Raw genomic sequence first — 19,596 nt, 5'->3', positions numbered from 1 at the left:
CTATGCTATCGTGCGATATTATTTCGCTACGATCGAAGAGAATCACTGCATGAAGGTGGCTGCCTGGACGACAGGACGCGTCATTGGCGGCAAGCAAGTGTTGCTCGCTGGCCTGCTCTGCTGGCTGTCCGGCAGCGTTTTTGCGCAGTCGCAAACGCCGTCGAGCATGGCTGACCAGCGTGCCCAATCGGTCACTCAAGTGGTGCTCGGCATTCTCAGTTATGCCCGCTGGCCCGTTGAGCCTGCGCAACTGCGTTTGTGCGTGGTCGGCCCCACTGCATACACCGACGATCTGCTCAAAGGCAGCACTCAGGCCACTGGCCGGCCTGTCACCGTGCGGCGCCTGCTGGCCGACAATCCGTCGATTGTCGGTGAGTGCGATGCGGTGTACATCGGCAAACTGACCGGTGATGAACGCAGTCGGCTGTTCGCCTCGTTGACGGGACGCCCGGTGCTGAGCATCAGTGAAAGCGACGATCAATGCACCGTCGGCAGCCTGTTCTGCCTGCGGGTCGGCGATGAGCAGGTGTCCTTCGAGGTCAACCTCGATTCCGTCGCCCGCAGTGGCGTGCGCATTCACCCCAGTGTGTTGCAGTTGTCCCGCCGCAAGCCGGCGGCCACATGAGCCTGTTCAAGCCCGGTACTCGCCCGACCTTGCGCTCAGTCATCGGTCGTGGGCATCTGATCGTCGCGCTGGTTGCCGTGGCCATGGCCAGTGTGTCGCTGACCCTGCTGGGCGTTCTCGCGTTGCGGGTCTACGCCGACCACAACCTGCACCTGATTGCTCGCTCGATCAATTACACCGTTGAAGCAGCGGTGGTGTTCAACGACAAAGCCGCCGCCACCGAAGCGCTGGCGATGATCGCGTCCACCGAGGAAGTCGCCGACGCTCAGGTGCTGGACGCCAAAGGGCAGTTACTGGCGCGCTGGCAGCGTTCGGAAAGCGGATTGTTCTCCGATCTCGAATTGCAGATCGCCAAGACCTTTCTGGAAAAACCCATCGACCTGCCGATAGTTCATCAGGGCCGGGAGATCGGCAGCATCCACCTCACCGGACACGGCGGCAGTCTGATGCGCTTTCTGCTCAGTGGTCTGGTCGGCATTATCCTGTGTACGGCAATCAGTGCCTGGGTCGCACTGTATCTGGCGCGGCGCCAACTTCGCGGGATCACCGGCCCGCTGCGAAGCCTCGCCGCTGTGGCTCACGCCGCTCGCAGCGAGCGTGCATTCGACCGTCGCGTGCCGCCCGCCGACATCGCTGAACTGGACAATCTGGGCAACGACTTCAATGCCTTGCTCGATGAACTCGAATCCTGGCAGACCCACCTGCAAAGCGAGAACGAAACCCTGGCGCACCAGGCCAGCCATGACAGCCTCACCGGTTTGCCGAACCGGGCCTTTTTCGAAGGCCGGTTGATTCGCGCATTGCGCAACGCCAACAAGCTCAACGAACGCGTGGCTGTGCTGTTTCTCGACAGCGACCGCTTCAAGGAAATCAACGACAACTTCGGTCACGCGGCCGGTGATGCGGTGCTCGTGGCGGTCGCGACCCGCGTTCGGGCACAACTTCGCGAAGAGGACCTGGTGGCGCGTCTGGGCGGTGACGAGTTTGCCGTGCTGCTGTCACCGCTGCACAAAACCGAGGACGCCGAGCGGATTGCCGACAAGATCCTCGCCAGCATGGAAGCGCCGATCCCGTTGCCGGGCGGTAACCCTGTGTTGACCTCTCTCAGTATCGGCATCGCGGTGTTCCCCGATCATGGCGTCACACCAGGCACTTTGCTCCACGCCGCCGACGCTGCCATGTACCAAGCCAAGCGCGTCTCTCGTGGCGCGCAGCGCACGGCAGGATCGGAACATCCTGTCACCCATGCTCAAACCAGGAGCTGATTGTTTTGTTTTCTATGACCCCGCGTTCCCTGCGATTTTTCGCGATCACCCTGTTCATGGCCTTGCTGGCATTGACCGGGTGCCAGACAGCACCGCAAAAGGGCCTGACCCCGGCGCAGATCACCGTGCTTAAACAGCAAGGTTTCGAACTGACCGATGAAGGCTGGGCCTTTGGCCTGTCCGGCAAAGTCCTGTTTGGCAGTGACGACGACAGCCTGAATCCGGCCAGTACCGAAATCGTCGAACGCATCGGCCAATCATTGCTCGGTGTAGGCATCGAGCGTGTGCGGGTCGATGGCCACACCGATGCCTCCGGCAAAGAGGCTTACAACCAACAACTGTCCCTGCGCCGTGCGAAAAGTGTCAGCAAAGTGCTGACCACCGTCGGCATGCAAGAACAGAACATCCAGTTGCGCGGTTTAGGCAGCAGCGAGCCGGTGGCGTCCAACACCACGGCAACGGGTCGTACCGAGAACCGCCGGGTGTCGATCGTCGTGAGCGCCGATTAATCGGCGAACAGCATCTCGCGCGTTTCACCCATCAACAGAGCCTGATTCTGCTCTGTGACCGAGCGGATGTAATCCCACAACAGGGTAATCCGCTTGAGCTTCCTCAAGTCCTCGCGGCAGTACATCCAGAACTGCCGCGTAATGTTGATCTCTTGCGGCAACACCGGCAGCAACCGTGGATCCTGAGCCGCCAGGAAGCACGGCAGAATCGCCAGCGACCGCCCTTGCTGCGCCGCCACGAACTGGGCGATCACGCTGGTACTGCGCAAATTGGCACTGGCGCCGGGCAATACGTTCGCCAGGTACAACAGCTCTGAGCTGAACGCCAAATCGTCGACATAACTGATGAATGAATGCTTGCTCAGGTCAGCCGGGCGGCGGATCGGTGGGTGTTTGTCCAGATAGTCCTGGGTCGCGTACAGCTGCAAGCGGTAATCGCAGAGTTTGCAGCACACGTACGGCCCGTGTTCCGGGCGCTCAAGGGCGATGACGATGTCGGCTTCGCGCTTGGACAGGCTGATGAAGTGCGGCAGCGGCAGGATGTCGACGGAGATGGCCGGGTAGGCGTCGACGAAGTGGCTCAGTTGCGGTGTGATGAAAAAGCTGCCGAAGCCTTCGGTGCAGCCCATGCGCACGTGGCCGGACAATGCCACCCCGGACCCCGACACCTGCTCGCAGGCCATGTGCAATGTGCTTTCAATCGACTCGGCATAACCGAGCAATCGCTGACCCTCAGCGGTCAGGACAAAGCCGCTGGTCCGGGATTTCTCGAACAACAAAGTCCCCAATGCCGCTTCCAGCGAACTGATGCGCCGCGACACGGTGGTGTAGTCCACCGCCAGGCGCTTGGCCGCGGTGCTGGCCTTGCGGGTGCGGGCGACTTCGAGGAAAAACTTGAGGTCATCCCAGTTCAGCGAGCCTAACGACGTGATGTTTTTTTGCATGATGGACCGGCTTTTATGTGCGTTCTTATTAGAAGTTTGCACATCTATACTCCAAAAACAGCGTCACAACCAATTCGCGGCACACGCCTCATCGCAAGGCGACTGTCTCGCCTTGGCTCCCAAGATAGCTCTAACTATAAAAAGCAAACATCCGGAGACCCACATGAACGCATCGCTCACGCCCGACCAAACCACAGTCCAAACGGTAAAGCTGTTGATCGACGGCCAATGGGTCGAGTCCAAGTCCACCGAATGGCACGACATCGTCAACCCGGCGACCCAGCAAGTGCTGGCCAAGGTGCCGTTTGCGACCTCCGAAGAAGTCGACGCCGCGATCAGTGCTGCCCATCGCGCCTTCCAGACCTGGAAGCTGACGCCGATCGGCGCGCGGATGCGCATCATGCTCAAGCTCCAGGCGCTGATTCGTGAACACTCCAAACGCATCGCCGTGGTCCTCAGCGCCGAGCAAGGTAAAACCATTGCCGACGCTGAAGGCGACATTTTCCGTGGACTGGAAGTGGTCGAGCACGCGTGCTCCATTGGCAGCCTGCAAATGGGTGAATTCGCCGAGAACGTCGCGAGCGGTGTCGACACCTACACCCTGCGTCAGCCAATCGGCGTGTGCGCCGGCATCACCCCGTTCAACTTTCCGGCGATGATTCCACTGTGGATGTTCCCGATGGCCATCGCCTGCGGGAACACCTTCGTGCTCAAACCGTCCGAACAGGACCCGATGTCGACCATGCTCCTGGTGGAACTGGCCATCGAAGCTGGCGTTCCGGCGGGCGTGCTTAACGTCGTGCATGGCGGCAAGGATGTGGTGGATGCGCTGTGTACGCACAAAGACATCAAGGCGGTTTCCTTCGTCGGTTCGACCGCCGTCGGTACGCACGTCTACGACCTGGCTGGCAAGCACGGCAAGCGCGTGCAATCGATGATGGGCGCGAAGAACCACGCCGTGGTGCTGCCGGATGCCAATCGCGAGCAAGCGCTGAATGCCCTGGTCGGCGCCGGTTTTGGTGCGGCGGGTCAACGCTGCATGGCCACCTCCGTGGTGGTGTTGGTGGGCGCGGCCAAACAGTGGTTGCCGGACCTGAAAGCGCTGGCGCAGAAACTGACGGTGAATGCCGGCAGCGAGCCAGGCACTGACGTCGGCCCGGTGATCTCGAAAAAAGCCAAACAGCGCATTCTCGATCTGATCGAAAGCGGCATCAAGGAAGGCGCCAAACTGGAACTGGACGGCCGCGAGATCACGGTTCCAGGTTACGAGAAGGGCAACTTTGTCGGCCCGACCCTGTTCTCCGGCGTGACCACCGACATGCAGATCTACACCCAGGAAATCTTCGGCCCGGTGCTGGTGGTACTGGAAGTGAATACGCTCGACGAGGCCATTGCCCTGGTCAATGCCAACCCGTTCGGTAACGGCACAGGCCTGTTCACCCAGAGCGGTGCGGCGGCACGTAAATTCCAGAACGAAATCGACGTCGGCCAGGTCGGTATCAACATCCCGATTCCGGTGCCGGTGCCATTCTTCAGCTTCACCGGTTCGCGCGGTTCCAAGCTGGGCGACCTCGGCCCGTATGGCAAGCAAGTGGTGCAGTTCTACACTCAGACCAAGACCGTCACCAGTCGCTGGTTCGATGACGACAGCGTCAACGACGGTGTGAACACCACCATCAACTTGCGTTAAGGAGCCGGACATGAAAATCGCTTTTATCGGTCTCGGCAACATGGGCGCCCCGATGGCGCGCAACCTGATCAAGGCCGGCCACGCGCTGCGCCTGGTCGACCTGAACAAAACCGTGCTGGCGGAGCTGGAGCAACTGGGCGGCAGCATCAGCCCTTCCGCCCGTGAGGCGGCGCAAGGTGCAGAACTGGTGATCACCATGCTCCCGGCCGCTGTGCATGTGCGCAGCGTCTGGCTGGGCGAGGACGGCGTTCTCGCCGGGATAGGCCAAGGTGTACCGGCCGTGGATTGCAGCACCATTGATCCACAGACCGCACGCGATGTGGCCGCCGCCGCTGCCAAGCAAGGCGTGGCCATGGCCGATGCACCGGTGTCCGGCGGCACCGGTGGCGCCGCGGCCGGGACGCTGACCTTCATGGTCGGCGCCACTCCGGAACTGTTCGCTACCCTGCAACCGGTACTGGCGCAGATGGGCCGCAACATCGTCCATTGCGGCGAAGTCGGCACTGGGCAAATCGCCAAGATCTGCAACAACCTGCTGCTGGCGATCTCCATGGTCGGCGTCAGCGAAGCCATGGCGCTGGGCGATGCCCTGGGGATCGACACGACCGTGCTCGCCGGGATCATCAACAGTTCCACCGGACGTTGCTGGAGTTCGGAGATGTACAACCCGTGGCCAGGCATCGTCGAAACAGCGCCGGCCTCGCGCGGTTACACCGGCGGCTTTGGTGCAGAACTGATGCTCAAGGATTTGGGGCTGGCCACGGAAGCGGCCCGTCAGGCGCATCAACCGGTGGTGCTCGGCGCAGTGGCCCAGCAGTTGTATCAGGCGATGAGCCAGCGCGGGGAAGGTGGGAAAGACTTCTCGGCGATCATCAACAGCTATCGCAAACCGCAGTAAAAGAGCGGCTGCGATCAGAGGGGCTTGAAGTCGAAAACCTGTGGGAGCGAGCAAGCTCGCTCCCACAGTGATTGCATTTACATAAAGATATTTACCGGGAGATCACGTCGGGTGATCCCCCGGTTTTTTTGCATCAGGCAAACACGAAATACTTGCGCACGGTTTCAACCACTTCCCACGTGCCTTTCATTCCTGGCTCAATGACGAAAATATCACCGGCGCGCAGATGGATTGGCTCTTTGCCTTCCGGGGTGATGATGCAATACCCCTCACGGAAATCGCAGTATTCCCACTTCACGTATTCGACGTACCACTTGCCCGGCGTGCAGATCCAGGTGCCCATGATCTTGCTGCCGTCTTCGCTGGTGTAGGCGTTGAGGTTGACGGTGTGCGGGTCACCTTCGAGTTTTTCCCATTTGCAGGCGTCAAGCACCGGCAGTGGATGAGTATCGCGAAGGACGGTAATCGGTGCGGTCATGATGACTCCGGGCAGTGGCTTCAAGAACTGAAGTGGCACCCTATAGCGCCTCTCCACCGGTCAGTTGTCTGAACTCGACACTGAGCTATCCAGAAACGCAGTGGTCATGGCGTGGTCCGTCGAATAAACGGCTTTTGGGCTATCTGTTTCGCTCATTGAAATATCCTCTCTGCAAACCCGCGATTCACGGCAGTTCGTGCGAAATCCCCCCGGCGTTGTGGACTTTTTTGCACGAATATTCACCGGCGTCGCTCGTATCATTCAGCTCAGAGCATTCCGAGAGCATTGTTATGAACAAAGCACCTGTGTTGTGGGACATCAGTCCGCCCTTGAGTACCGAAACTCCCACCTGGCCGGGCGATACGCCTTTTCAGGAAGAGCGCGTCTGGAGCTTTGGGCCTGAGTGCCCGGTGAATGTCGGGCGTATCACCCTGTCGCCGCACACCGGCGCCCATGTCGATGCACCGCTGCATTACAGTGCTGACGGCGCGGCCATTGGCGATGTGCCACTGGAGGTCTACATCGGGTCCTGCCGCGTGCTGCATTGCCTGGACAGCGGTCAATGGGTTCAGCCTGGGCAACTGAAGGGGCGTTTGGACAACTTGCCTGAGCGTGTACTGTTACGTACCTATCAACAGGCGCCGCTGACAACCTGGGATCCGCACTTCACTGCGGTCGCCAAAGAAACCGTCGATCTGCTGGCCAGTCTTGGCGTGCGCCTGGTCGGTATCGATACGCCGTCGCTCGATCCGCAGCAATCCAAGACGATGGACGCGCACAATGCGGTGGCTCGTCATGGCATGGCTATTCTTGAAGGTATCGTGCTGGATGAAGTGCCGGAAGGTGACTATGAACTGATTGCGCTGCCGCTGCGTTTTTCTCATCTGGACGCCAGTCCGGTCAGGGCGATCTTGCGGCCGTTGAATGCGCAGTCACGCGCCTGACCTGTGGTTAATCCGAAGTGAACGCCAGCGAAATTGCCTGGCGCTCACTTCCAGGGCGAGTTGTCAGGTATTGCTCTCGGTAAATTTCTCGTAGTACAGGTGCACGTTGTCCAGGGTTTGGGCCTGCAGCCAGGTCTTGATCGACTCGACCATCGGCGGTGGCCCGCAGACGTACATATCAACCTCCCCATCGCGCAGTTCATCCGAATTGAAGTGCTCGGCAATGTAGCCACGCTTGCCGGTCCAGTGCGGCGACGGATCACTCACCACCTCGGTGTAGCGAAAGCCTGGAATACGCCCTGCGTAGGCATCAATGCGTGCTCGTTCGCACAGGTCGGCAGCGTCTCGCACGCCGTAGTACAAATGCACCGGTTGCGTGCAACTGCGTTCGGCCAACTCCTCGAGCATACCCAGCAACGCCGAAAGCCCGGTACCGCCCGCCACCAGAATCAATGGCTTGGCGACGTGGCGAAGATAGAAAGCGCCCAGAGGGGCTTCCAGGCCGATTTCGTCTCCGACCTGGCAGCGTTCTCGGATGTAGTTGCTCATTACTCCATCCGGCAACAGACGAATCAGGAACTGCAATTGATTGTGGTTGCCCGGTCGGTTGGCAAACGAGTACGAGCGCAGACTCTCGGTGCCCGGAATCCGCAAACGGGCGTATTGCCCCGGCAGAAAATCCAGCGACTGCCCTGTCGTCCCCAGGTCCAAATGCAGGATCGCCGTACTGGCCGACACCTGTTTGACGTCTGTGACCGTTGCTTTGAATTGGTGGGGGCCTGCGGCGTTGCACAGGCTGGAGACGAAGTCGAAATAGAACGCCGCGTCGGACTTCACTCGCGTCTGACAGGTGAGCATTTTGCGTTGCTCAAGGTCCTGACTTGAGAGGACCTCCTCATCCACGTAGTCCTGGCTGTAATCGCCCGATTCGCAGCGACCCTGGCACGTTCCGCAGACGCCTTCGCGGCAATCCAGAGGAATGTTGATGCCATTGCGCAGGGCGGCGTCGAGCAGTATTTCGTTGGCTTGTATGGGAAAGAACAGTGTTTTTCCGTCGGCAAAACTGAACGCGACTTTATGGTTCATGCCCCGGTCTCCATGGATTCAGAGGTGGTAGAAATCGAGTACCGAGTTGATGGTGTCGTTTAGCAGCAGTACATGCTTGCGGGCAATCAGCCAGCTATCGGCGTGGGGGGTGAGGCGGTAGGTCGCGCGGCCAAAGAACTGCTCGGCCGTGGCCAGGCGATAGAACAAGGTGTGCCAGTTCAGACGCACTTCCAGCTCACCGTTTTCCAGCTCGTTAATCCGTACGTTGTTGATCAGATGAAGAGTGCGCGGCATCGGCGTCGAGGAGGCGGACTTGCCCGTGCGCAGGCGGAACACGCGATCTTCCAGACCGGAACGGTTGGGATAGTAGATCAACGACATTTCGCGTTTGGGGTCGCGGGTGTAGACGTGTTCCGAGTCCCATTGCGGCAAGTGGAATTCGCTGTGTTCGTCGAACAGCTTGATGTACGCATCCCAGTCCTGGGCATCACACAGTTCGGACTTGCGATAGAAGAATTGTTCGATCTGGTACTGCAATAGCGCATTCATCATTGCACCTCACGGAGTGTCAGGGATTTCGCGTCCAGGCCATCGAGCAGGAATTTCTGCCAGTTGCGGTGCTGGTTGACGTACAGCCCTTCGTGGGTGAATTCGGTACCGGTCATGGCTGGGGCAATGCCGATCGATTCGCTGTTGGGAGTGGCGCCGGTGGCCCATTGGTGACTGCCACGGGAAATATCGCTCCAGCGTTCAAGGCGCGCCTGGAAACCGCGCTGGGCTTCACGGAACTCCACCAGGTCATCCGGTGTGCCCAGGCCCGAGACGTTGAAGAAGTCTTCGAACTGACGAATGCGGTTTTCGCGGTCGGTATCGGACTCGCCCTTGACGCCGATGCACTGGCTGATGATCTCGGTCTTGTTCCACGCCACGGGACGGATGATGCGCAGTTGCGAGCTGATCTGATCAAGGAAAAACAGGCTTGGATAGATGTTCAGGTTGCGCAGGCGATGCATCATCCATTCTGCTTTTTCCTGGCCGTGTACTTCGACCAGTCGCGGCATGATCGTGGCGTACCCGGAGCGTACTGTCGGGTTGGGCATGTCACTGAACAGCAGACTGTGGCCGTTGTTGAACGCGAACCAGCCGTCATCGGTATTGGCATCACCGGCACCGAGCTTGCTGTAGTCGAGGGTGTCGCTGGAGGCGGTGCCGTTTTCGCTGTTGACCTGCTGGCGGTGTTGCACCGTGGCTACGTAGTTATAGTGGACGGTACTGACGTGGTAGCCGTCGAGGCCATTTTCGTTTTGCAATTTCCAATTGCCGTCGTAGGTATAGGCCGACTTGCCGGGTAGCACTTCCAGCTCACCGGTGGGCGACTGGGCGACCATCATGTCGAAGAAAACCTTGGCGTCGCCGAGAAAGTTCTCGAGGCTGTTATCGGCATGCACATCCAGGCTGATGAACACGAAACCTTTGTAGCTCTCAATGCGGGCTTTTTTCAGGCCGCGAGTGGCTTTGTCGAAGCCTTCCGGGTACTCGCCCGGTGCCTTGACCTTGACCAGGCGTCCATCGCTTTTGTAGCACCAGGCATGGAACGGGCAGGTAAAGGTTGACTGGTTGCCTTTGCCGACGCGGGTCAACGTCGTGCCGCGATGCTGGCAGGCATTGATCAGGGCGTTGAGTTTTCCCTCACCGTCGCGGGTAATGATCATCGGCTGACGGCCGGCGCGCATGGTGACGAAGTCGTGATTGTTAGCCAGCTCGCTTTCGTGGCAGGCGTAGATCCAATTCTTCTCGAAGATCAGTTCCATTTCCAGGTCGAACAACTGCGGCTCGGTGAAAATGTCCCGGGCAATGCGGAACACGCCGTCTGCCGGACGGAAATCCAGACAGCTTTCAATAAACGCTTTCCACTGCTCAACGTTTTTTTCGCCACTCATAGGGATGCACCTTTTTTTATTCGGGCTAATCGGTGTGCTCATTAGAGAGAGTCGGGCGGGCAGGGGTCTATCCGGTTTGTAGGTGAAGGCACTCCGTAAATTTGGGGGGGAGTAACATCCGGTTGGGCAGCGATTACTCAAATCCTGCCCTGGCGATAAACGGACGCACCTGAATGCAACAATCAGTTAATGTTTTGTAAGACGCCGAGCTCGGTTTGATAGGGTTTTCCTGCTTCGGGAGGAGGGTGTTATCCGCTGAGTGGGGAATCTCTATCCGCTCAGCGGGCCCTGGCGTTTTGTGGCGTGGAAGTTGCTCCTTGCCAGCCGGATACGCGCCGTCAGAGCGCGCTGAAACACCCTTGCGTGAGTGTGCCGTGATGACCAGCAAAGATGATCCGCAGTTTCGCGACATTCGTGTCGACAGCGATGACCTTGAGGCCGCGAGAAGCTGGATGTCCAGCATCTGCGGCCCGCATCGCCTCGTGACCACGACCCCCGAACGAATTCGCTTTCATCACAACGCCAATATGTTCAAGTCGATGGCCACGACCCTGGGCACCATCGAATACGGAACCGATGTCGCCATCGACATCGAAGATGCCGAGCACTTCAGCAGTTACAGCCTGAGTTTGCCCTTGGTGGGTGAGCAGGAACTGAGCAAGGACGGCAGCGTGGTCAAGTCTGACCGCGATCAAGGGGTCATTGTCTCCCCGAATGAAAACCAGGTGCTGGCGATCTCCGGCGATTGCCGCAAGGTCCAGGTGGTGATTACCCGCGTGGCCATGAGCGAGTCTCTGGAAAGCCTGTTGCAGCGTCCGCTGGATGGGCTATTGCGTTTCGAACCGGTCATGGACGCGGTCGACGGGGCGTCGGCCTCGTGGTGGCGCATGGCACGCTATTTCATTGGAGAGTTGGAGCGCAGCAGTGAACTGTATGAACAAGTGGCGTTCACCCGGGACCTTGAAAGTTCACTGATCAAAGGCTTGATCCTTGCCCAGCCGAACAACTACTCAGAAGAGCTGCGACACGTGTTAGGTGTAAAGCTGCCGCACTATTTGATCCGGGCTCGGCAGTACATCCACGAGAACGCTCGTGAAGCATTGCACTTGGAAGACATTGAGGCGGCGGCAGGGGTTTCGCGCTTCAAACTGTTTGAGGCGTTCAAAAAGTACTTCGCCTTGTCGCCGATGGCTTACCTGAAAAAGTACCGCTTGAACGCCGTGCGTCAGGAGATCCTGGAACACGGCTCGATGCGCAATATTTCCGGGGTCGCCATGGGCTGGGGCTTCACTCACCTGGGGCGTTTCTCCGCCGAGTACCGCAAGCTGTTCGACGAAACCCCTAGCATGACTTTGCAGCGTAACGAAGCCCGGCGCATGCAGGGCTTCTGAGGCGACTAGGTCGCCCTACTTGCGTACCACCAGATCCAGCAACTCCTCACGTTCCTTGATTTTCTGCAAGACGATTTCCGAGCGGATATCGGTGACGCCGGCCGTGCGATTCAGATGGTTGACAATGAAATCGGAGAAGTGTTTCAGGTTGCGAGCCTGCACTCGCAACACATAGTTACTTGCCCCCGTAACCACGTACGCAGTGACCACTTCAGGCCACTGCAACACCTTCTTGATAAAGGTCTCGTGCCAGTCCTCGACGTCCTGTCGCAATGACACATGAACGATGGCCTCCAGTTCGATGCCCAGCCGCTCGGCATTTAGCACCGCGCGATAGCCGGTGATGATTCCCTCACTTTCCAGCAGGCGCAATCGGCGTAAACAGGCCGACGGCGACAGGGCAACTTTCTCCGCCAGCTCCTGGTTGCTGATGCGGCCATCCAGTTGCAATTGATGCAGGATTCGCAGGTCTGTCGAGTCGAGATTCATGGTTTGAATAAATCCGCGTTTATTGGGGTTTGATTCGAATTATCTGCGAGATTACTACGTTAAGGCCGCTTACTTTGCACGAAAATTCTCCCGATTTCCGTTCATTATCTCTCCACCGAAAGGCACTCGTAGCGCCTGAAAACACGACGTGTCACCCACCGATTCGAGCCGCTTCTTATGAACGGTCTGGCCCGCACGCCATAACAAAAGCAGGACACTCAATGACAACAAGAAACGATTGCCTGACGCTGGATGCTCAGGACGCTCTGGCGCCCCTGCGTCAGCAGTTTGCGCTCCCTGAAGGTGTGATTTACCTCGACGGCAACTCTTTGGGGGCGCGGCCAGTTGCCGCGTTGGCGCGAGCTCAGGCGGTGATCGCCGAGGAATGGGGCAGTGGCCTGATTCGCAGTTGGAATAGCGCCGGCTGGCGCGATCTATCGGAGCGTCTGGGGAATCGTCTGGCGCCGCTGATCGGGGCGCGTGACGGTGAAGTCGTGGTGACCGATACCACTTCGATCAACCTGTTCAAGGTGCTCAGCGCCGCGTTGAAAGTGCAGGCCATCCGATCGCCGGAGCGGCGGGTGATCGTCAGTGAAGTCAGCAACTTCCCCACTGATTTGTACATCGCTCAAGGTCTGGCAGACCTGCTGCAGCAGGGTTACACCCTGCGCCTGGTCAATGCTCCGCAGGAGTTGCCGCAAGCGATTGATCAGGACACGGCGGTGGTGATGCTCACCCACGTCAACTATAAGACCGGTTACATGCATGGCATGCAGGCGCTGACTGCACTGAGTCATGAATGTGGTGCGTTGACCATTTGGGATCTGGCGCATTCGGCCGGCGCCGTACCGGTTGACCTGCATCAGGCGCGCGCCGACTACGCCATCGGCTGCACTTATAAATACCTCAATGGCGGCCCCGGCTCGCAAGCGTTTGTCTGGGTATCGCCTGATTTGTGCAATCTGGCGGCGCAACCGTTGTCCGGCTGGTTCGGCCATTCGCGGCAATTCGCCATGGAGTCGGGCTATGAGCCGAGCAATGGCATTGCTCGTTACCTGTGCGGCACCCAACCGATCACGTCATTGGCCATGGTCGAATGCGGTCTGGATATCTTTGCTCAGACCGACATGGCGAGCCTGCGCTGCAAATCCCTGGCCCTGACGGACCTGTTCATTGAGCTCGTCGAGCAGCGTTGCGCTGACCACGATCTGACCTTGATCACCCCGCGTGAACACGCCCAACGGGGCAGTCATGTCAGCTTCGAGCACGCCGAAGGTTATGCAGTGATCCAGGCACTGATAGCCCGCGGCGTGATCGGCGACTACCGCGAGCCGAGCATCATGCGTTTCGGTTTCACCCCGCTGTATACGAGTTTCACCGAGGTCTGGGATGCGGTGCAGGTCCTCGGCGAGATTCTCGATGAAAAAACCTGGGCGCAGGGACAGTACCAGGTTCGCCATAGCGTCACCTGATTCACCCAACACCCCGTTGTCTGGCTGTCGGGTTTTCCTGGCGGGCACAGCTTCGGTCGCCTCGATTACGCGTTCCGTGCAAACACAATAATAAGGAGCACGCAGAATGAAACTGTCCCTCTGGCCCGCCTTGCCGCTCGCCATCAACTGTCTGAGCCAAATGGCTTACGCCGAATCCTATCAAGGGTTCGTCGAAGACAGCAGCCTGGTCCTGACAAACCGTAACTTCTATTTCTACCGCAATAACCTCAACAACCCGGGTGGTCAGAACTATCGAAATGAATGGGCCCATGGGCTCATGCTCGATTATCGCTCCGGTTACACTCAGGGCACGGTGGGTTTCGGGATCGACGCCTACGCGCAACAGGGCCTAAAACTCGACAGCGGCAAGGGGCAAACCGGCACTGGTTTGCTGCCGGTCGATTCCGATGGCCGCCCGGAAGATGAGTATTCCGAAGCGGGTGGTGCGCTTAAGGCCAGGATATCCAGGACCGAGCTCAAGTACGGCAATCTGACCCCGTTCAACCCAGTGTTCGGTACGGGCAATGCGCGACTGTTCACCAGCGTGGCCAACGGCTTTCAGTTGACCAGTAATGAACTCAAGGCACTGCAACTCGACCTCGGCCACTTCACCTCCGGTAACGACAACAACTCGACCAACTTCGATGGTGCCCTCAAAGCGCTGTATGCCGGGGTAGAAACCCGCAGCGTCGATTACCTGGGGGGCAGCTATGCCGTCAGTGATCAATTGAGTCTTAGCCTGTACGGTTCTCAATTCATGGATATATGGCGGCAGTATTACGCCAACGCCAACTTCACCTATGCGTTGACGCCCAACCAGTCGCTAAACCTCGATTTCAACATTTACCGCACCAACGACGCGGGCCAGAGCCTGGCTGGCAAGATCGACAACACCACGTGGTCGATGTCTGCTGCCTACAAGGTCGGCGCCCATCGAGTGACCCTGGCGTACCAACGGGTCGATGGCGATGAGCCGTTCGATTACTTGGGTTTCGATCAGCAACCGGGGACTTCGATTTTCCTCGCCAACTCCATTCAAGTCCTCGACTTCAACGCCCCCAACGAGCGTTCCTGGCAGTTGCGATATGACCTCGACATGGCGCCGTTCGGCGTTCCCGGCCTGAGCTTCATGTCGCGTTACGTTAACGGTGACCACATCGATGACAGCCAGTACAGCGGCGGCCCCAATGGCGCCTATGGTCGTTACGGCAGCGACGGCAAGCGTTGGGAACGCGACATCGACGTGCGGTACGTCGTGCAATCAGGTCAGGCCAGAGACCTGTCGGTGCGCGTTCGCCAGGCCAGTGTGCGCTCCACCGCTCAGGTCGCTCGTGCCGATACCACCGACAACAACGAGGTACGGGTGATCGTCGAGTATCCGCTGAATATTTTCTGATTCGTGTCCTGCTGTGCGTGGCTGATACCCACGAGCTTTTCCAACTAAGTGCTCTCTTCAAAAAAGACAATATTCAGAGGACAGACAAATGACCGACAACACCGGTTTTGAAACGATATCCAACCGTGAACACGGCCTCAGGCGCCAACTCACCTCGGGGCAGATGAGCATGATCGCCATTGGCGGTGCGATTGGCACCGGGCTGTTCATGGGCAGTGCCTACGCCATCGGTTATGCGGGGCCGAGTGTGCTGCTCAGCTACGCCATTGGTGCGATCATCACCTTGCTGTTGATGGGCTGCCTGGCGGAAATGACTGTGGCTCATTCGACTTCGGGCTCATTTGGAGCCTATGCCGAATTCTATGTCAGCCCGTTGGCCGGGTTTCTGGTGCGATACGCTTATTGGGCGGCCATTGTGCTGGCAGTCGGCACGGAAGTGACGGCGGTGGCAATGTACATGAAATACTGGTTCGCCAACGTGCCTGAGTGGATATGGATCGTCTCGTTCTCCAGTGTCCTGATTGTGCTCAATGCCGTCAGTGTGAAAGCCTTTGGCACTTTCGAATATTGGTTCTCGACCATTAAGATCGGCGCCATCGTCGGCTTCATCATCCTTGCGGTCTACGTGGTGTTCGGTTCCGGTAATCCTGAGTACGGCCTGCACAATTACACCGCCCACGGCGGTTTTTTCCCCAATGGCCTGCAAGGGATGTGGATTGCGGTGATCGTGTCGATCTTCAGCTACCTGAGTGTGGAGATGATCGCGGTTGCCGCCGGTGAGGCCAAAGACCCGGAGCAAGCGGTGAAGAAGGCCTTTCGCGCGACCATCGTGCGGCTGGTGGTGTTCTACCTGCTGACCCTGGCACTGATGCTGGCGATTGTGCCGTGGGTCCAGGCCGGTCACGCCCAGAGCCCATTCGTTACCGTCATGCAAGCCATCGGCATTCCCGGTGCCACCGGGGTGATGAACTTCGTGATCCTGATCGCAGCGCTGTCGGCGATGAACAGCCAGTTGTACATCACCACTAGGATGATGTTCAGCCTGTCCCGAGGCGGTTACGCACCCAAGTCCATGGGCGTATTGAGCAAAACCGGCATCCCGCTCAATGCCTTGCTGTTGTCGAGCTCGGGCATTGCGTTAGCCACGCTGCTGAATATTGTGTACCCGGAAAGCTCGTTCACCTTGATGATGGCGATCTCCATGTTCGGCGCCATCTTCACCTGGTTCATGATCTTCCTGACTCATTACTGTTTCCGTCGCTATCACGAACGCAACGGCAACCGGAAACTGTCCTTCCGTATGCGCCTGTTCCCCTTCAGCACTTTGTTGGGGGTGGTGTTGATGGGGGCGGTGATGGTCACCACTTACTTCACCGAAGCCTTCAAAATGACCTTGGTGTTCGGTGTGCCGTTCCTGTTGGTGCTATCGCTGGTCTACGGCTTCTTCTTCAGAAAGCCCAAGGTGACCGGGGCGCTGGGTCCGCTGCCAAAGGTTTGAATCAGAGGCGTACATTGTCGGGCGGTGGTTATTGACAACCTCTGTCCGGTAACGCCTTTATTCCGGGTGAAGTGCCTCCAGCAAGGCGGTTGCGTAGCCGGGCAAGTTGTCGAATGAGCGAGCGCACACCAGCAGTTTTCGCTGGGCCCAGTGTTCTTTCAGCGCGAAGCTTTTGAACGGTTGATCCACCGCCCTCCGCTCGACGGCCGCGAGCGGCACGATCGCCAACCCCGCGCCCCGGGCGACCATGCGCATGACGCCATCAAAACCGTCGGCGCGGATGCGGATTTTCAGGCGTGAACCGATGTGCAGCGCCTGTTCTTCGAGGTACACGGCCAGGGCGCTGCTGGCGTTCAGGCCGACATAATCGTGGTGCAAGGTGTCGCTGAAACTCAGGGATTCGGTGTCGGCCAGCGGATGATCGCGGGGCAGGATCAACACCAGGGGATCGTCACGAAAGGCGCGGGTCTGCAGGTCATCGGTGTCTACAGCGTCAGACACGATGCCCAGGTCTGCCGCACCTTGGCGCAAGGCGTGGGTGATGCGTGCGCTGGGCAATTCCTGAAGGTCGATGTCGAGATTCGGATGCTCACGCAGGAAGTCGGCGAGCAACTCCGGCAGGTGCTCGGTGATTGCCGTGGTGTTGCACAGCAGGCGCACCTGACCTTTGACGCCTTTTGCGTATTCGGCCAGGTCCTGTTGCATGCGCTCGGCTTGTTGCAGCAGGGATCGGGCGTGTTTTGCCAAGGCTTTGCCGGCCGGAGTCGGCGTGACGCCGCGACGCCCGCGTTCCAGAAATTCGATGCCGAGCGAAGCCTCCATGGCGCGGATTCTCGCGCTCGCCGCCGCCAGGGACAAATGACTGCGCGCGGCGCCGGCGGTGATGTTGCCGCTGTCGAGGATGTTCAGGTAGAGGCGCAGGTCGGTCAGGTCGTAGTGCATTGGCAATCTCTGGATGTGTGTTGTCTGGAAAGCCGCCATCGCGAGCAAACTCGCTCCCACAGGTGACCGCGTCGGTGCGAACAACGCGGTCACCTGTAGGAATGAGCCTGCTCGCGATAGCGCTTTGCAACACGACGAAACTTTCAGCCTTTTGCTAAACAAGAGGCATCCTCAGTATATGGCAGATTTTCACGCGGCAAATCCAGGCTCAGGATAGCCCCATGAATACACTCGCCGCGTTCTATCAAAACCTCGGATTGGCCTTGTCCTTACTGGTCATCGCCACCTTCCTCCTGGCCGGTATGATCAAAGGCATCATCGGTCTGGGCTTGCCAACCATCGCCATGGGCCTGCTCGGTCTGGCTATGGCCCCGTCGCAGGCAGCCGCGCTATTGATCATCCCCGCAACGCTCACCAATGTCTGGCAACTGGCATTCGGTGGGCACCTGCGCGGCTTGATCAAGCGGTTATGGCCGATGCTGCTGGCGATCTTCCTCGGCACGGGCGCCGGCACATTGTGGATTGGCATGGCGGGAGGGCATTGGGTCGTGCGGGCGTTGGGTGCAGCGTTGTTGTTCTACGCATTGAGCGGGTTGTTCCTGCCGGCCTTGCGTGTCGGCGGTCACGCTGAGCGTTGGGTCGGTCCGCTGTGCGGCGTGCTGACGGGCATCATCACCTCGGCCACCGGCGTCTTTGTGATTCCGGCGGTGCCTTATCTGCAAGCGCTCGGTTTGAGCAAGGACGAACTCGTGCAGGCGCTGGGCTTGTCGTTCACCGTGTCGACCTTGGCGCTGGCGGCTGGCTTGTGGTGGCGCGACGCGCTGGGCGGTGGCGAATTGAGCGCGTCATTGCTGGCGCTGATCCCCGCGGTGCTCGGCTTGTTACTCGGCCAATGGTTGCGTCAGCGGATCAGCGCGGTGCTGTTCAAGCGAGTGTTCTTCATCGGCCTCGGCGTGCTAGGCGGCCATTTGCTGATCAGCGGGTAGCGGACGACGGGCTGAGCATGTCGATGTCACGGATCTCGAAATCCCGTTCCAGGAATTCATCGCGGTGCTCAAGGAACTGCTTCATGTGCGGCAGGTTCGAGTGCACGTCCAGGTGAGCCTGGGATTGCCAGATCTCGTAGAAGATAAACAGCGTCGGGTCCTGTTTGTCGCGCAGCATGTGATATTCGATGCAGCCGGGCTCGGCGCGACTGGCTTCCACATAGCCGCGGAAAAACGCTTCAAAGGCATCGGATTTTTCCGGGCGGGTCTTGGCGTGCAGGATGAAGCCTTGCATTTCACTCATCAGAAATTCCCTCAAGTTAAGAATCGGCGCAAGTCTATGGCAACAATCGCCTACTGATTCGTGCGTATTGGTCAAAAGGGTTTTGTGCATTCGGGGCTTATTCCGCGCGAGCCTCGCCGCTAACCTGCCGCCATCCAATTTCTGACCTTCCGAGATTTCTCATGAAAAAAGTCCTGTTGCTCAATGGCGGAAAAAAATTCGCCCACTCTGATGGCCGCTACAACACCACCCTGCATGAAACGGCGCTGAGCGTGCTGGATCGTGGCGGCGTGGACGTGAAAGCCACCTTCATCGACGAGGGCTACGACGTCGCCGAAGAAGTCGCCAAATTTCTCTGGGCCGACGTGATCATTTATCAAATGCCAGGCTGGTGGATGGGCGCGCCGTGGACCGTGAAAAAGTACATCGATGAAGTCTTCACCGAAGGCCATGGCAGTCTCTACGCCAGTGATGGCCGCACCCGTTCCGATGCGTCGCAGAAGTACGGAAGCGGCGGTTTGGTGCAGGGCAAGCAATACATGCTGTCGTTGACCTGGAATGCACCGCAGCAAGCCTTTGACGACCCGACCGACTTCTTTGAAGCCAAGGGCGTGGACGCGGTGTACTTCCCGTTTCACAAGGCCAACGAGTTCCTCGGCATGACCGGCCTGCCGACCTTCCTGTGCGTCGACGTGATGAAACGCCCGAACATCGAAGCTGATGTCGCACGCTATGAACAGCATTTGACCGAGGTGTTTGGCCTCAAGGCTTGAGGTTC

Annotated in this window: 20 protein-coding genes; 12 read left to right on the top strand and 8 right to left on the bottom strand. The window is 58.8% G+C overall.

The window, feature by feature from the left end; translation table 11 throughout:
- Nucleotides 1-49 precede the first annotated feature (49 nt).
- The 3 genes from H8F22_RS26160 to H8F22_RS26150 are packed head-to-tail and all read left to right on the top strand — an operon-like array spanning nt 50 to nt 2,399.
- Complete coding sequence (locus H8F22_RS26160; protein WP_194940859.1) at nt 50-625, top strand: YfiR family protein; 576 nt, start codon at nt 50-52, stop codon at nt 623-625.
- The gene (locus tag H8F22_RS26155) at nt 622-1,890 is read left to right on the top strand and encodes a diguanylate cyclase domain-containing protein (RefSeq protein WP_059181674.1); all 1,269 of its coding nucleotides are present in this window, start codon (nt 622-624) and stop codon (nt 1,888-1,890) included. Before H8F22_RS26160 ends, H8F22_RS26155 begins: the two co-directional genes overlap by 4 nt.
- 5 nt (nt 1,891-1,895) lie before the next feature.
- The gene (locus H8F22_RS26150; protein ID WP_027924387.1) at nt 1,896-2,399 is read left to right on the top strand and encodes an OmpA family protein; all 504 of its coding nucleotides are present in this window, start codon (nt 1,896-1,898) and stop codon (nt 2,397-2,399) included.
- Here H8F22_RS26150 and H8F22_RS26145 read toward each other — a convergent pair.
- Nucleotides 2,396-3,343: a LysR family transcriptional regulator gene (locus H8F22_RS26145; protein WP_027924388.1), complete on the bottom strand. Its 948-nt coding sequence runs from the start codon at nt 3,341-3,343 to the stop codon at nt 2,396-2,398. The two genes, H8F22_RS26150 and H8F22_RS26145, sit on opposite strands and share 4 nt — an antisense overlap.
- 163 nt (nt 3,344-3,506) lie before the next feature.
- On the opposite strand from H8F22_RS26145, the gene H8F22_RS26140 reads away from it, so the two are divergent.
- Together H8F22_RS26140 and mmsB are read left to right on the top strand one after the other, a co-directional pair.
- Entirely contained in the window at nt 3,507-5,033 is a 1,527-nt protein-coding gene (locus H8F22_RS26140; RefSeq protein WP_027924389.1) for a CoA-acylating methylmalonate-semialdehyde dehydrogenase, read from the top strand.
- 10 nt (nt 5,034-5,043) lie between these two features.
- Complete coding sequence (gene mmsB / locus H8F22_RS26135; protein ID WP_027924390.1) at nt 5,044-5,931, top strand: 3-hydroxyisobutyrate dehydrogenase; 888 nt, start codon at nt 5,044-5,046, stop codon at nt 5,929-5,931.
- 133 nt (nt 5,932-6,064) lie between these two features.
- Here the strand turns inward: mmsB and H8F22_RS26130 are convergent, their stop codons facing one another.
- Nucleotides 6,065-6,409 (bottom strand): cupin domain-containing protein, encoded by a 345-nt coding sequence (locus H8F22_RS26130; protein WP_007946320.1) that lies wholly within the window; start codon nt 6,407-6,409, stop codon nt 6,065-6,067.
- Nucleotides 6,410-6,699: 290 nt separating this feature from the next.
- Between H8F22_RS26130 and kynB the strand changes: the two genes are divergently transcribed.
- Complete coding sequence (kynB, locus tag H8F22_RS26125) at nt 6,700-7,353, top strand: arylformamidase (RefSeq protein WP_059181673.1); 654 nt, start codon at nt 6,700-6,702, stop codon at nt 7,351-7,353.
- A 63-nt stretch (nt 7,354-7,416) separates the two neighbouring features.
- On the opposite strand, the gene antC is transcribed toward kynB, so the two are convergent.
- Genes antC through antA form a run of 3 tightly spaced genes read right to left on the bottom strand, consistent with a single transcriptional unit; the run spans nt 7,417 to nt 10,340 of the window.
- Nucleotides 7,417-8,439, bottom strand: a complete 1,023-nt coding sequence (gene antC, locus H8F22_RS26120; RefSeq protein WP_194940858.1) for an anthranilate 1,2-dioxygenase electron transfer component AntC — start codon at nt 8,437-8,439, stop codon at nt 7,417-7,419.
- Nucleotides 8,440-8,457: 18 nt separating this feature from the next.
- Nucleotides 8,458-8,949, bottom strand: coding sequence for an anthranilate 1,2-dioxygenase small subunit (antB, locus tag H8F22_RS26115; RefSeq protein WP_059181671.1), 492 nt, complete (start codon nt 8,947-8,949; stop codon nt 8,458-8,460).
- The gene (antA, locus tag H8F22_RS26110) at nt 8,949-10,340 is read right to left on the bottom strand and encodes an anthranilate 1,2-dioxygenase large subunit (protein ID WP_194940857.1); all 1,392 of its coding nucleotides are present in this window, start codon (nt 10,338-10,340) and stop codon (nt 8,949-8,951) included. Before antA ends, antB begins: the two co-directional genes overlap by 1 nt.
- Before the next feature lie 377 nt (nt 10,341-10,717).
- Here antA and H8F22_RS26105 point away from each other — a divergent pair, with 377 nt between their 5' ends.
- The gene (locus H8F22_RS26105; protein ID WP_059181669.1) at nt 10,718-11,731 is read left to right on the top strand and encodes an AraC family transcriptional regulator; all 1,014 of its coding nucleotides are present in this window, start codon (nt 10,718-10,720) and stop codon (nt 11,729-11,731) included.
- A gap of 15 nt (nt 11,732-11,746) precedes the next feature.
- Here H8F22_RS26105 and H8F22_RS26100 read toward each other — a convergent pair whose 3' ends face one another.
- A complete protein-coding gene (locus H8F22_RS26100; RefSeq protein WP_059181668.1) occupies nt 11,747-12,220 on the bottom strand; it encodes an Lrp/AsnC family transcriptional regulator in 474 nt (157 codons plus the stop codon).
- Nucleotides 12,221-12,441: 221 nt separating this feature from the next.
- On the opposite strand from H8F22_RS26100, the gene kynU reads away from it, so the two are divergent.
- From kynU to H8F22_RS26085, 3 genes are all read left to right on the top strand, one after another.
- Complete coding sequence (gene kynU / locus H8F22_RS26095) at nt 12,442-13,692, top strand: kynureninase (protein ID WP_059181667.1); 1,251 nt, start codon at nt 12,442-12,444, stop codon at nt 13,690-13,692.
- 106 nt (nt 13,693-13,798) lie between these two features.
- The gene (locus tag H8F22_RS26090) at nt 13,799-15,109 is read left to right on the top strand and encodes an OprD family porin (protein ID WP_059181666.1); all 1,311 of its coding nucleotides are present in this window, start codon (nt 13,799-13,801) and stop codon (nt 15,107-15,109) included.
- A gap of 88 nt (nt 15,110-15,197) precedes the next feature.
- On the top strand, nt 15,198-16,607 hold the full coding sequence (locus H8F22_RS26085; protein WP_194940856.1) for an amino acid permease: 1,410 nt from the start codon (nt 15,198-15,200) through the stop codon (nt 16,605-16,607).
- A 57-nt stretch (nt 16,608-16,664) separates the two neighbouring features.
- On the opposite strand, the gene H8F22_RS26080 is transcribed toward H8F22_RS26085, so the two are convergent.
- Nucleotides 16,665-17,549, bottom strand: a complete 885-nt coding sequence (locus H8F22_RS26080) for a LysR substrate-binding domain-containing protein (protein ID WP_194940855.1) — start codon at nt 17,547-17,549, stop codon at nt 16,665-16,667.
- 221 nt (nt 17,550-17,770) lie between these two features.
- Between H8F22_RS26080 and H8F22_RS26075 the strand changes: the two genes are divergently transcribed.
- A complete protein-coding gene (locus tag H8F22_RS26075; RefSeq protein ID WP_027924394.1) occupies nt 17,771-18,535 on the top strand; it encodes a sulfite exporter TauE/SafE family protein in 765 nt (254 codons plus the stop codon).
- Here H8F22_RS26075 and H8F22_RS26070 read toward each other — a convergent pair.
- Complete coding sequence (locus H8F22_RS26070) at nt 18,525-18,839, bottom strand: putative quinol monooxygenase (protein ID WP_027924395.1); 315 nt, start codon at nt 18,837-18,839, stop codon at nt 18,525-18,527. The two genes, H8F22_RS26075 and H8F22_RS26070, sit on opposite strands and share 11 nt — an antisense overlap.
- A gap of 161 nt (nt 18,840-19,000) precedes the next feature.
- Here H8F22_RS26070 and H8F22_RS26065 point away from each other — a divergent pair, with 161 nt between their 5' ends.
- Entirely contained in the window at nt 19,001-19,591 is a 591-nt protein-coding gene (locus tag H8F22_RS26065) for an NAD(P)H-dependent oxidoreductase (RefSeq protein ID WP_027924396.1), read from the top strand.
- Nucleotides 19,592-19,596 lie beyond the last annotated feature (5 nt).

The sequence above is a fragment of the Pseudomonas mucoides genome, assembly GCF_015461845.1.
Taxonomy (GTDB): domain Bacteria; phylum Pseudomonadota; class Gammaproteobacteria; order Pseudomonadales; family Pseudomonadaceae; genus Aquipseudomonas; species Aquipseudomonas mucoides.
Note: the sequence above shows the minus strand (reverse complement) of the source record. Positions and strands in the feature narration are given on the sequence as shown.

What these genes read in the sequence shown, in the direction of transcription:
- H8F22_RS26160 (WP_194940859.1), top strand. Translation starts at nt 50, where the DNA reads ATGAAGGTGGCTGCCTGGACGACAGGACGCGTCATTGGCGGCAAGCAA.
- H8F22_RS26155 (WP_059181674.1), top strand. Translation starts at nt 622, where the DNA reads ATGAGCCTGTTCAAGCCCGGTACTCGCCCGACCTTGCGCTCAGTCATC.
- H8F22_RS26145 (WP_027924388.1), bottom strand. Translation starts at nt 3,343, where the DNA reads ATGCAAAAAAACATCACGTCGTTAGGCTCGCTGAACTGGGATGACCTC.
- H8F22_RS26140 (WP_027924389.1), top strand. Translation starts at nt 3,507, where the DNA reads ATGAACGCATCGCTCACGCCCGACCAAACCACAGTCCAAACGGTAAAG.
- mmsB (WP_027924390.1), top strand. Translation starts at nt 5,044, where the DNA reads ATGAAAATCGCTTTTATCGGTCTCGGCAACATGGGCGCCCCGATGGCG.
- H8F22_RS26130 (WP_007946320.1), bottom strand. Translation starts at nt 6,409, where the DNA reads ATGACCGCACCGATTACCGTCCTTCGCGATACTCATCCACTGCCGGTG.
- kynB (WP_059181673.1), top strand. Translation starts at nt 6,700, where the DNA reads ATGAACAAAGCACCTGTGTTGTGGGACATCAGTCCGCCCTTGAGTACC.
- antC (WP_194940858.1), bottom strand. Translation starts at nt 8,439, where the DNA reads ATGAACCATAAAGTCGCGTTCAGTTTTGCCGACGGAAAAACACTGTTC.
- antB (WP_059181671.1), bottom strand. Translation starts at nt 8,949, where the DNA reads ATGAATGCGCTATTGCAGTACCAGATCGAACAATTCTTCTATCGCAAG.
- antA (WP_194940857.1), bottom strand. Translation starts at nt 10,340, where the DNA reads ATGAGTGGCGAAAAAAACGTTGAGCAGTGGAAAGCGTTTATTGAAAGC.
- H8F22_RS26105 (WP_059181669.1), top strand. Translation starts at nt 10,718, where the DNA reads ATGACCAGCAAAGATGATCCGCAGTTTCGCGACATTCGTGTCGACAGC.
- H8F22_RS26100 (WP_059181668.1), bottom strand. Translation starts at nt 12,220, where the DNA reads ATGAATCTCGACTCGACAGACCTGCGAATCCTGCATCAATTGCAACTG.
- kynU (WP_059181667.1), top strand. Translation starts at nt 12,442, where the DNA reads ATGACAACAAGAAACGATTGCCTGACGCTGGATGCTCAGGACGCTCTG.
- H8F22_RS26090 (WP_059181666.1), top strand. Translation starts at nt 13,799, where the DNA reads ATGAAACTGTCCCTCTGGCCCGCCTTGCCGCTCGCCATCAACTGTCTG.
- H8F22_RS26085 (WP_194940856.1), top strand. Translation starts at nt 15,198, where the DNA reads ATGACCGACAACACCGGTTTTGAAACGATATCCAACCGTGAACACGGC.
- H8F22_RS26080 (WP_194940855.1), bottom strand. Translation starts at nt 17,549, where the DNA reads ATGCACTACGACCTGACCGACCTGCGCCTCTACCTGAACATCCTCGAC.
- H8F22_RS26075 (WP_027924394.1), top strand. Translation starts at nt 17,771, where the DNA reads ATGAATACACTCGCCGCGTTCTATCAAAACCTCGGATTGGCCTTGTCC.
- H8F22_RS26070 (WP_027924395.1), bottom strand. Translation starts at nt 18,839, where the DNA reads ATGAGTGAAATGCAAGGCTTCATCCTGCACGCCAAGACCCGCCCGGAA.
- H8F22_RS26065 (WP_027924396.1), top strand. Translation starts at nt 19,001, where the DNA reads ATGAAAAAAGTCCTGTTGCTCAATGGCGGAAAAAAATTCGCCCACTCT.